Origin of the sequence: Amycolatopsis minnesotensis (genome assembly GCF_039529815.1) — a bacterium.
In the GTDB taxonomy this organism is placed as follows: Bacteria; Actinomycetota; Actinomycetes; order Mycobacteriales; family Pseudonocardiaceae; genus Amycolatopsis; species Amycolatopsis minnesotensis.
Window position 1 is genome coordinate 1 of sequence record NZ_BAAANN010000084.1, and the last position, 10828, is coordinate 10828.

Below are 10828 nucleotides of genomic sequence, written 5' to 3' on the forward strand. Positions count from 1 at the left end.
TCCTCGCGACCTGGACCGGCGTGTGCCTGACCTGCCACCAAACCGTGAAACCGTTACACCACAACAACCCGCAACGAACCTAACAAAGCACTACTAGAGACTGTTTCGAAGTGCTTTGCGTGGCGGTGCCGGTTGACGGCCCACTCAAGTGGCTTCGCCACTTCGATACAGGCCCTAGGATGTGCGGGTGCCGAAGGTCGTCGACAAGGCCGAGCGCCGCCGTGAGATCGCGGAAGCGCTGTTGCGGCTCGTCGCGCGCGAAGGCACCGAGGCGGTCAGCGTGCGCACCGTCGCGGCCGAAGCGGGCCTTTCCGCTGGCGCGGTCCAGAAGTACTTCTCCACCAAGGAAGAGCTGTACTACTTCGCGCTCGACCTGACCGGCGACTACCTGGAAAAACGCTGGTCCGAAGTGGACTACGCGGGCGACCTGCTGGCGGTGCTGCACCGGCTGGTCATCGCCGCCATGCCGCTCGACGAGCAGGTGCGCGCCGAGGTGATCGTGGTGCTCGCGTTCACCGCGCGCGCCGCCGTGGTGCCGTCGTGGGGCGAGCACCTCCGCGACGGCTACCGCGAGCTGCACGGGATGACGGCCGGGTTCCTCCGGCAGGCCCAGGAGCGGGGCGACGTCCGCGACGACATCGACGCGGAACAGCTCGCCGACACCGTGCTCGCCCTTTCCGAAGGCTTCGCGAACCGCATGCTCATCGACGTCGAAGCGCGACCGCGCCTGCTCGAATCGCTCGACCTCGCGCTGCGGGAACTGCTCGGCCCGCGCTAGCTGTCCACCGATCGGTGGACAGCCGGATTCCACTCCCCGGTCGTCCCGAGGACCCCCGTCCCGGCGGGACGCTCTACGCATGACAGCAGTGAAGGTGCGCGGACTGCGCAAGGAGTACGCGGGACACGTCGCGGTCGGCGGCATCGACCTCGACATCGACCACGGCGAAGTACTGGCGCTGCTCGGGCCGAACGGCGCGGGCAAGACGACCACGACGGAAATACTGGAAGGCCACCGCGGGCGAACCGCGGGTGAGGCACGCGTACTCGGTGAAGATCCCGGCACGGCCGGCCGCGCCTGGCGGGCGAAGCTCGGCATCGTGCTGCAGTCCTCCGATGACGTCGGCTCCCTCACGGTCACCGAAACCGTGCGGCACTTCGCGGGCTACTACCCGGACCCGCGCGATCCCGGAGAGGTGATCGAGCTGGTCGGGCTCACCGGGAAGGCGGGCGCGAAGGTGCGCGACCTTTCCGGCGGCCAGCGGCGCAGGCTCGACGTGGCGCTCGGCATCATCGGCAGGCCCGAGCTGGTCTTCCTCGACGAGCCGACCACCGGCTTCGATCCCGAAGCGCGGCGCCGGTTCTGGGCGCTGATCGGCTCGCTCGCCGGCGAGGGCACCACGATCCTGCTCACCACCCACTACCTCGACGAGGCCGAGGCGCTGGCCGACCGCGTCGCGGTGATCGCGGGCGGCGTGCTCGTCGCCGAGGGCACCCCCGCCACGCTCGGCGGGCGCGCGGGAGCCGAGGCGACCGTGCGCTGGACCGACGCGCGCGGCCCGCGGGCCGTCCGCACCACGACGCCTGCCCGCCTGGTCCGCGAGCTGAGCACCGACGGCGAGCTGACCGACCTCACCATCACCCGCCCCAGCCTCGAAGACGTCTACCTCGGCCTGATCGGAGAAAACCGGTGACCACGATCGCCCCGCCCGCCACCACCGCCCTGCCCGGCACGCTCCGGCTCGGCCTCGCCAGGGGCCGCGTCGAACTCGCCCAGTTCTTCCGGCAGAAGGAGCACGTGGCGTTCACCTTCGCGCTGCCCGCGTTCCTGATGGTCCTGCTCGGCTCGATCTTCAAGGGCGTCTACGAGGGCACCGGCATCACCGCGAGCCAGGTGCTGGCGGCCGGCATGGTCGGGGCAGGCATCATCTCGACCTCGTTCAACTCGATGGGCATCGGCGTGGTCGCCGACCGGGAAAGCGGCGCGCTGAAACGCTTGCGCGGCACGCCGATCCCCGCCGCCGCGTACTTCATCGGCAAGGTCGTCCAGGTCGCGGTGGCCAGCCTGGCCGAAGCGGTGCTCATGCTCGTCGTCGCGATCACCATGTTCGGCCTGGAGTTGCCGAGCGGCGCGGAGAACTGGCTCACCTTCGCGTGGGTGTTCGTGCTCGGCACGTTCGCCTGCGCACTGCTCGGTATCGCGCTGAGCGCGATCGCCCGGTCGGTCAACGCGGCAACGGCCGTGATGAACCTGGTCTTCATCGGCCTGCAGTTCATCTCGGGCGTGTTCGTCACGCCGATCACCGCGCTGCCGAAGGTTATGGTCGACATCGCTTCGTTCTTCCCGGTGAAGTGGATCTGCCAGGGCTTCCGCTCGGTGTTCCTGCCGGCGGAGATGTCCGGCTACGAAATGGCGGGGTCATGGGAACTCGGCACGGTGGCGCTGGTGCTCGGCGCCTGGTGCGTCGCGGGGCTGGCACTGTGCGCGCTGACCTTCCGGTGGACGAACCGCGAGCGATGACCGAGGCCACCAGGCGCTGGTTCTGGCTGTGGGACGTGTTCTTCGTGATCGTCTACGCGGCGACCGCGGCGGTCGTCGCCACCGAAACCACCGAAGACACCGTGCCGGGGGCCAGGTACTGGAGCTTGGCGCTCGTCGCGGTCACCGCGCTGGCCTACGTCACGGTCGGCAGGCGTGTCGAGCACGAGGGAATCGGCGGCACGCGGCGCGCGATGTTCGTGGTGGTGCTCGTCGTCGCCTCCGTCGCGGCGATCATGCTGCGGCCGTCGGCGGGGTTCGCGCTCTTCGCGACCGGTTCGATGCTCTTCATGGTGGCCCCCGTCCGGCTCGCGGTGACCATCACCGTGCTCATGACCACGGTCCCGCCACTTTCGATCATCGTGCACTTCGGCGTCGCGATGGACCCGAATCTCGGTGTGCTGATCCCGTTCACCGGGCTGATGGTGCTGTTCGCCGCGTTCGTCGGGCCGTGGATCGAGCGAGTGGTGAGCCAAAGCAAGGAGCGCGCCCAGCTCATCGACCAGCTCGAAGCGAGCCAGGCGGAGGTCTCGCGGCTGTCGCGGGAAGCGGGCACCGCGGCCGAACGCGAGCGGCTCGCGCGGGAAATCCACGACACGCTCGCGCAGGGGTTCACCAGCATCGTGACGCTCGCGCAGGCCATCGAGTCCGAAATGGACCGGGACCCGGACGCGGCGAAGCGGCATCTCGCACTGGCGGCCCGCACCGCGCGGGACAACCTCGCGGAAGCGCGGGCCATGGTCGCCGAGCTGACGCCAGCCGCGCTCGGATCGTCCACTGTGGAGGCCGCGATGCGGCGGGAGGCGGCACGGCTCGACGAGTCCGGAATGGACGTGACCTGCGAGATCGGCGAGCTGCCGAAGCTGCCGACCGCCACCGAGGTGGTGCTCCTGCGCGGCGTACAGGAAGCGCTGACCAACGTCCGCAAGCACGCGGGCGCCTCGGCGGTGGCGATCCGGCTCCGGGTGGCGAACGGCTCGATCCGCCTGACCGTCCGCGACGACGGCGCCGGGTTCGAGGTTTCGTCCGGGCACACCGGCTACGGCCTGGACGGGATGCGGGCCCGGGCCACCGAGGCGGGCGGGTCACTTACCATCCACAGTGGACCTGAGGACGGGACGACGGTGGAGCTGGAGGTGCCGGTGTGATCACGATCCTGCTCGTCGACGACCACCCCGTCGTCCGCGAGGGCCTGCGCGGAATGCTGGAAGCCGAAGAAGACCTCACGGTCGTCGGCGAAGCGAACAGCGGCGGCGAAGGTGTGGTGCTGAGTGCCGCGAAGGAACCCGACGTGGTGCTGATGGACCTGCGCATGCCCGGCCTCGACGGCGTCGAGGCCACCAAGCGGATCCTCGCGGACGCACCCGGACGGCGGGTCGTGGTTCTCACGACGTACGAAACGGACGCCGACATCCTGCGCGCCGTCGAAGCGGGCGCCGCAGGCTATCTGCTGAAGGACGCCTCGCGAACCGAACTGGCGAACGCGATCCGCGCGGCGGCACGCGGCGAAACCGTGCTGGCACCGTCTGTGGCCGGGAAACTCGTGCGGCGCGTGCGGCAACCCGCCACGCCGGCTCTTTCGGCACGCGAAGTCGAGGTGCTGAAGCTGGTGGCGAACGGCGGCACGAACGCGGACATCGGCCGCGCGCTGCACATCAGCGAGGCCACCGTGAAGACCCATCTGCTGCGCGTGTTCGGCAAACTCGACGTGTCCGACCGAACCGCCGCCGTGACCACCGCCATGCGACACGGCCTGCTGTAGCCGCCCTTTTCGATGCCCTGGCTCGTAAACAAGCAGATTCGCCGGGCACAGCAGGATCGCCCCTCCAGCGGAGGCGCGCCCCTATTTTCACCCCTGGCAGGACGTCCCCGCCAGGGGACACAGACGACTGAAGGTGCCCTTCGCGGCATCTGACGCCCCAATCTCGCCCCTCACGGCGCGGAGCGTGATGCTGCTGATGCCCTGAAGGCGCCCTTCACGGCATCAGATTCCCCCAAGGGCACCTTCAGGGCATCCACCCGGAACCGAGCAGGCCCACGAAGGCCACGTCCACAGCAATCGCGTCCATGAAGGCCCCCGGTTCGGGGCACGAGCGCCCATTTCACCCTCTCCCTCATCCAGGCGACCCCCGCACAATCCCCGAAGGCGACCTTCAGGGAATCCAACGCCACAAACTCGGCCCTCGCGGCGTGCGGCACGGCGATGCTTATGCCCCGAAGGCGACCTTCAGGGCGTAGGCGTCCCTGAAGGTCGCCTTCGGGGACTTCGGGCCAGGCTCCAGCCGCCGCGTCCGTCCGCTGCGGCGGACTCCCCGTGTCCGCCCGAGCCGCCGCCGTGACCACGCCCGCGCGCCACGGGCTGCTGTAGCCGCGTGCCGGGCGGCAGGCAGAATGCGGGGCATGGAGGCTTCGACTGAAACCGCGCTCTTGCACCGCATCGCCACCGAGCAGGCGGGCAGCCGCGCGCCGTCGCTGGTGGCCGGGGTGGTCCGCGGCGGCGAACTGGTCTGGTCCGGTGCGCGCGGGTTCGTCGGCGGGCAGCGGCCGGGGAACGGCACGCAGTACCGGCTCGGTTCGATCACGAAGTCGATGGTCGCCGCGCTCGTGCTGCGGCTGCGCGACGAAGGCAAGGTCGACCTCACCGACACGCTCGAAAAGCACGTTCCGGGCACCGCGCTGGGGCATCTGACGATCGCGCAGCTCCTCTCGCACACCAGCGGCGTCACCGCCGAATCCCCTGGCACCTGGTGGGAGCGCGCGAAAGGCGGCGACTGGGCGGCACTGGACACGAGCCTCACCGCGACCGAGCTGAAGCACCGCCCCGGCAGCCGGTTCCACTACTCGAACGTCGGTTACGGCGCGCTCGGCGAACTCGTCGCGCGCATCCGCGGCAAGGGCTGGTTCGAAGCGCTGCGCGAGGAGGTCCTGTTCCCGCTGGGCATGGACCGCACCGAGCCGCACCCCACCGGTGAGCACGCCGAGGGCTGGGCGGTGCACCCGTTCGCGGACGTCCTGCTGCCCGAGCCGCACCCGGACGCGGGCGGGATGGCACCGGCGGGCCAGTTGTGGGCGACCGTCCCCGATCTCGCGCGCTGGACCGCGTTCGTCGGCGGCGACACCGGCGACGTGCTGCACCCCGACACCGTCGCCGAAATGCGCGCGCTGGCCACCGTCGACGACGCCGACACGTGGAACAGCGGTTTCGGCCTGGGCCTGCAGCTCATGCGGTTCAACGGCAGGCGGCTGGCCGGGCACAGCGGCTCGATGCCCGGTTTCCTCGCGACCTCGCTCGTCGACGAAACGACCGGCACCGGCGCGGTCGCCATGGCCAACTCGACCGCGGGCGTCGGCATCGTCCGCCTCGCCATCGACCTGATCGACCTGGTGGAACGCCTCGAACCCGCACTGCCGGCCGAATGGCGACCGTCCGAAGTGGACCCCGCACTGCTCGCGCTGACCGGCCTGTGGCACTGGGGCGTGACGCCGTACCACCTGCGCGTGCTCGCCGACGGCAAACTGAACCTGGCCCCGGCCAACGGCGAAGGCCGCGCGTCGCGCTTCCGGCACGTCGAAGGCGAGGACTGGCTCGGCCTCGACGGCTACTACGCGGGCGAAACCCTGCGCGTGCACCGTTCCTCGGACGGCACTCCGGTGCACTTGGACCTCGGGACGTTCATCTTCAGCCGCCGCCCGTACGACACCGACGCCCCCATCCCCGGCGGCGTTGACCCATCCGGGTGGCGCGCCGAGTAATTCGAAAGAGCTTTACGAGCCTCGAGAAGGGCTCGAGAAGGAATTGAGACGCGGGCACGGGCTGCTTCTTTCCGGTGGCAGCACCGTGTTTCGCGCCGGAACCACCGCGCGGTCGCTTTAGCTTGGCGCCATGACCGATCACGAGACCACCGTGCGCAGCCGGGAACTCGGCGAAGCGCTTCGTGCCGCGCTGCAGAAGGCGGGGCTGACCGGCAAGGAACTCGCGCACCGGCTGGAGTGGTCGCCGAGCGAGGTCTCGCGGATGCTCAGCGGCAAACGCACCGCGCGGGAGTCGGACGTGGCGGCCCTGCTGGGGTTCTGCGGCGTCGGCGGCAAGGAGCACGCGCGGCTGATCGCGCTCTGCCGGGAAGCGAACCAGCCGGGCTGGTGGCAGCGCTACGGCTCGCACCTGCCCAAGCACCTCCGCACCTACCTGGACCACGAAGACAAGGCCACGGCCGTGTTCGAATATTCACCGCTGCTCGTGCCTGGCTCTCTTCAAACCGGTGGTTACGCCCGCGAGATCATCGCCAATGCCGTGAACATCCCTGCGGATGAAGTCGAAGAGCGAGTCGCGGCCAGGCTGGCACGGGCAAGCATCTTCAGCAGGTCGAGGGCTGCCAACTTCACCTTCATCGTTGCCGAGTCGGTGCTACGACTTCCCATCGGCGGCGTGGTCGTGATGTCCGAGCAGTTGCACTACCTCTTACGCATGTCAGTCCGCTCAAACGTCTCGCTCCGAGTGATCCCTACGGAAGCCGGGGCGCACATAGGTACCGGTGGTCCGTTCACACTGCTCGAATTCGCCGATATCCGACCGGTGGCGTATCTGGAGAACCACGTTTCGAGCTTGTTCATCGAGGAGAGGGATGAGACATCGGTCTTCCGGCGAATCCGTACGGCCCTAGCGAAACTCGCATTGCCCGAGGCACAATCGAGAGACCTGATCGGCAACCTGGCGATCGAGCTGTACCAGGACGGAGAGGACTCCGATGAGCGCAGTTGAGCCGAGTGGAGTCGTTTGGCGGACGAGCAGCTACACGAACGCCAACGGCGCGTGCGTCGAAGTGGGTGTCGACTGGCGGACGAGCAGCTACACCAGTGGCAACAACGAGTGCGTCGAAGTGGGGACTTCCCCGTTTGCGATCCTGGTCCGGGATACGAAGCAGCGCAACGGAGGCAGCCTCCGCATCGACTCTCGCCCTTGGCGGGCCTTCCTGACCGAGGTCCGAGCAGTGCCCATCGCCCGGTAGCTCGCCCGGTCACCTCAAGACGCATCGCGTCCAACCACTTCCCCGACACCACCCCGTCCGCCAGTTTGACTGAAAATTCAGTTAGGGTATTGTCCCAGGTGAGAGTCAGTCACCGAGATCGCCGCGAGGCGGAAGGACATCATGCGACGCCGTCGGTTCGTGCAAGTGGGGATCTCCCTGTTTACTGGCGCGCTGGCCACCGGATGCGGCAGCGAGGCCCCGGCCGGTGGCGACGGCAAGCCCGCGCCCGCCGGTGGCGGCCCCGCGCCGAAGCGCGTGATGCCCGAGGAGGGCCAGCCGCACAAGCGGACCTGGATGGCGTTCGGGGTCAGCGATCGGGTGTGGGAACCGGCGCAGGTGCCCGTCGTGCAACGAAATCTCGCGGCGATCGCCACCGCCATCGCGCGGTTCGAACCGGTGTCGATGCTGGTTCGCCAGGACGAACTGGAGCTGGCGCGCGGGCTCGTCGGTGACGCCGACGTCGAGCTGGTCGCGGCCGAACTCGACGACCTGTGGATACGCGACACCGGCCCGGTGTTCGTGAGCGGCGACAACGGCATCTCCGGGGTCGACTTCAACTTCAACGGCTGGGGCGGGAAACAGGGACATCCCCGGGACGCGAAGGTCGCGCGGTTCGTCACCGGCCGCGCGGGCGCCGAGACCGTGCACACCGATCTCGTGCTCGAAGGCGGCGGCATCGAGGTCGACGGCGAAGGCACGGCCATCATCACCGAAAGCTGCGTGCTCAACGAAAACCGCAACCCCGGACTGTCCAAACAGGACGTGGAGGCGAAGCTCGCGGACCTGCTCGGGCTGAAGAAGATCATCTGGCTGCCCGGAATCGCCGGGCGCGATATCACCGACGGCCACACCGACTTCTACGCCCGCTTCGCCGGTCCAGGAGTCGTCGTGGCCGGGCTCGACACCGACCCGGAGTCCTACGACCACGACGTCACCGAACGGCACCTCGCCATCCTCAAGGCGGCCACCGACGCGAACGGCCGCCCGCTGCGGGTGGTGGTGATCGAAGGCCCGCGCACCGTCCGGCCCGAGTTCGCCAGCGAGGACTTCGCCGCCGGGTACATCAACTTCTCCGTGTGCAACGGTGGCGTCATCGCACCCGAATTCGGGGACGCCAAAGCGGATTCGGCCGCGCGCGCCACTCTCGAGCGCCTGTTCCCCGACCGGAAGGTCGTGCAGCTGAACATCGACGGCATCGCGGCGGGTGGCGGTGGCATCCACTGCACCACCCAGCAGGAGCCGGTCCGGAAACCGTAAAGTGGGGTCCCGTGTCCGACCGCCAGACCCAGATCCTCGAAGCCGCGGTGCGGGTGATCGCGCAGGACGGTGTGCGCGGCCTGCGCGTCGAGAAGCTCGCGGCCGAGGCCGAGGTGTCCACCGCGCTGATCTACTACCACTTCAAGGACCGCGCCGGAGTGCTGCGCCGCGCGCTCGACCACGTCAACGACCGGGCGGTCCGCTACACCGAGGTCGCCGCGCGGGATCCCCGCGCCCGGCTGGAACAGGTGCTCGTGCTCGAACTCCAGGACACCGACGAAGTGCGCGACAACAGCGTCGCCTGGGGCGAACTGCGCGCCAGCGCGGTGTTTTCCGACGACCTGCGGGAGCCACTGCGCGCGAGCACCCTGGCCTGGTCCGAGGACGTCGAGTCCCTTATCCGCGAAGCACAGGGCGCGGGTCTCGCGAAACCGGACACCTCGCCTGCCGACGCGGCCGAACGGCTCACCGCGCTCGTCGAAGGGCTGAGCGAGCGCTGGCTGAGCGGCTCCGTCACACTCGAGCGAGCGCGGGACCTGCTCGACGGCGCGATCACCGCCGAACTGGGCCCTCCCAGCAAGTGAGAAGTCGGGCATCCTGCCCGACTTCCAGAACCGCATCCTGCTCAAACGTGTGATGACGTCACGATTTCGGGTCCACCTGCTGAGAGTCGGGACACACCGGCGGGAACCCGGTCGTCCTCGGCTGAGAGACTGGCCACATGACCGACGCAGCTGAATTGACCATTCCCGCCGAACTCAAGCCGGCCGATGGCCGCTTCGGTTGCGGGCCGTCCAAGGTCCGCCCGGAGCAGCTGGCCGCCCTCGCCTCCAGCGGTGCCACCTACTTCGGCACCTCGCACCGGCAGAAGCCGGTCAAGTCGCTGGTCGGCCGGGTGCGCGCGGGTCTGTCCGAGCTGTTCTCCCTCCCCGAGGGCTACGAGGTCATCCTCGGCAACGGTGGCACCACCGCGTTCTGGGACGCGGCCGCGTTCGGCCTCGTGCGCGAGCGTGCGCAGCACTTCACCTACGGCGAGTTCTCGTCGAAGTTCGCCACCGTCACCAACGGCGCGCCGTTCCTCGCCGATTCGCACGTGGTGAAGGCAGAACCGGGGAGTGCCCCGGAAATCGCCTACCAGCCGGGCGCCGACCTGGTCGGCTGGGCGCACAACGAAACCTCCACCGGCGTCGCGGTGCCGGTGCGGCGCCCCGCGGGCAGCGACGGCGCGCTCGTCGCGATCGACGCCACCTCGGGTGCGGGCGGCCTGCCGGTCAAGGCCGAGGACTTCGACGTCTACTACTTCGCCCCGCAGAAGTCGTTCGCCTCCGACGGCGGCCTCTGGCTGGCACTGGCCTCGCCCGCCGCCGTCGAGCGGATCGGCGAAATCGGCGCGAGCGACCGGTGGGTGCCGGAGTTCCTGTCGCTGACCACCGCGCTGGACAACTCGCGCAAGGATCAGACCTACAACACCCCCGCGGTGGCGACGCTGATCCTGCTCGCCGACCAGATCGAGTGGATCAACGGCAACGGCGGCCTCGACTGGGCCACCGGCCGCACCGCCGACTCGTCGAGCAGGCTCTACCAGTGGGCCGAAAGGACGAGCTACACCACACCGTTCGTCACCGACCCCGCACACCGCTCGCAGGTCGTCGGCACCATCGACTTCGCCGACGAGGTGGACGCCTCCGCCGTCGCGAAAGCCTTGCGCGCCAACGGGATCGTCGACACCGAGCCGTACCGGAAGCTCGGCCGCAACCAGCTTCGGGTCGGCATGTTCCCGGCCATCGACCCCGAGGACATCACCGCACTGACCCAGTGCATCGAGTTCGTAGTGGACAAGCTCTCCTGACACTTTTCTGTTCCCGACGGCCGCCGCCTCCTTCTCCTGGGGGTCGGCGGCCGTTTCGCATGCCCTGAAGGTGCCCTTGGGGGAATGGGCTGGGATTTCGCGGCTCTTTCTCGTTTCCGTGCTGGTGCCCTGCAGGGGGCCTTCAGCGGCGTGAGTGTC

11 protein-coding genes are annotated in these 10828 nt (G+C 69.1%); all 11 read left to right on the top strand.

What is annotated here, in order from left to right; translation table 11 throughout:
- Positions 1-187 precede the first annotated feature (187 nt).
- The 11 genes from ABD256_RS43510 (at position 188) to serC (ending at position 10669) form a co-directional block, all read left to right on the top strand.
- A complete protein-coding gene (locus ABD256_RS43510) occupies positions 188-778 on the top strand; it encodes a TetR/AcrR family transcriptional regulator (protein ID WP_344432179.1) in 591 nt (196 codons plus the stop codon).
- Between the two features lie 79 nt (positions 779-857).
- Positions 858-1691, top strand: a complete 834-nt coding sequence (locus ABD256_RS43515; protein WP_344432181.1) for an ABC transporter ATP-binding protein — start codon at positions 858-860, stop codon at positions 1689-1691.
- Positions 1688-2518, top strand: coding sequence for an ABC transporter permease (locus ABD256_RS43520; RefSeq protein WP_425546621.1), 831 nt, complete (start codon positions 1688-1690; stop codon positions 2516-2518). Before ABD256_RS43515 ends, ABD256_RS43520 begins: the two co-directional genes overlap by 4 nt.
- Positions 2497-3684, top strand: a complete 1188-nt coding sequence (locus ABD256_RS43525; RefSeq protein ID WP_344432183.1) for a sensor histidine kinase — start codon at positions 2497-2499, stop codon at positions 3682-3684. Before ABD256_RS43520 ends, ABD256_RS43525 begins: the two co-directional genes overlap by 22 nt.
- Entirely contained in the window at positions 3681-4298 is a 618-nt protein-coding gene (locus ABD256_RS43530; protein ID WP_344432185.1) for a response regulator, read from the top strand. The genes ABD256_RS43525 and ABD256_RS43530 overlap by 4 nt, the downstream gene beginning before the upstream one ends.
- 638 nt (positions 4299-4936) lie before the next feature.
- Positions 4937-6289 carry a serine hydrolase domain-containing protein gene (locus ABD256_RS43535; RefSeq protein ID WP_344432187.1) on the top strand — a complete coding sequence of 451 codons (1353 nt, stop codon included), beginning with the start codon at positions 4937-4939 and terminating at the stop codon, positions 6287-6289.
- 130 nt (positions 6290-6419) lie between these two features.
- Positions 6420-7295, top strand: a complete 876-nt coding sequence (locus tag ABD256_RS43540; RefSeq protein WP_344432189.1) for a helix-turn-helix domain-containing protein — start codon at positions 6420-6422, stop codon at positions 7293-7295.
- Positions 7282-7542 (top strand): DUF397 domain-containing protein, encoded by a 261-nt coding sequence (locus tag ABD256_RS43545; protein WP_344432191.1) that lies wholly within the window; start codon positions 7282-7284, stop codon positions 7540-7542. Before ABD256_RS43540 ends, ABD256_RS43545 begins: the two co-directional genes overlap by 14 nt.
- A 141-nt stretch (positions 7543-7683) precedes the next feature.
- Positions 7684-8820, top strand: a complete 1137-nt coding sequence (locus ABD256_RS43550; protein ID WP_344432193.1) for an agmatine deiminase family protein — start codon at positions 7684-7686, stop codon at positions 8818-8820.
- An 11-nt stretch (positions 8821-8831) separates the two neighbouring features.
- Positions 8832-9404 (top strand): TetR/AcrR family transcriptional regulator, encoded by a 573-nt coding sequence (locus ABD256_RS43555; protein WP_344432195.1) that lies wholly within the window; start codon positions 8832-8834, stop codon positions 9402-9404.
- A gap of 137 nt (positions 9405-9541) precedes the next feature.
- Positions 9542-10669, top strand: a complete 1128-nt coding sequence (serC, locus tag ABD256_RS43560) for a phosphoserine transaminase (RefSeq protein ID WP_344432197.1) — start codon at positions 9542-9544, stop codon at positions 10667-10669.
- Positions 10670-10828: the final 159 nt, after the last annotated feature.

Bases quoted from the DNA above. Each gene is read 5' to 3' on its own strand.
- serC (WP_344432197.1), top strand. From the start codon at position 9,542: ATGACCGACGCAGCTGAATTGACCATTCCCGCCGAACTCAAGCCGGCC.
- ABD256_RS43540 (WP_344432189.1), top strand. From the start codon at position 6,420: ATGACCGATCACGAGACCACCGTGCGCAGCCGGGAACTCGGCGAAGCG.
- ABD256_RS43550 (WP_344432193.1), top strand. From the start codon at position 7,684: ATGCGACGCCGTCGGTTCGTGCAAGTGGGGATCTCCCTGTTTACTGGC.
- ABD256_RS43545 (WP_344432191.1), top strand. From the start codon at position 7,282: ATGAGCGCAGTTGAGCCGAGTGGAGTCGTTTGGCGGACGAGCAGCTAC.
- ABD256_RS43515 (WP_344432181.1), top strand. From the start codon at position 858: ATGACAGCAGTGAAGGTGCGCGGACTGCGCAAGGAGTACGCGGGACAC.
- ABD256_RS43535 (WP_344432187.1), top strand. From the start codon at position 4,937: ATGGAGGCTTCGACTGAAACCGCGCTCTTGCACCGCATCGCCACCGAG.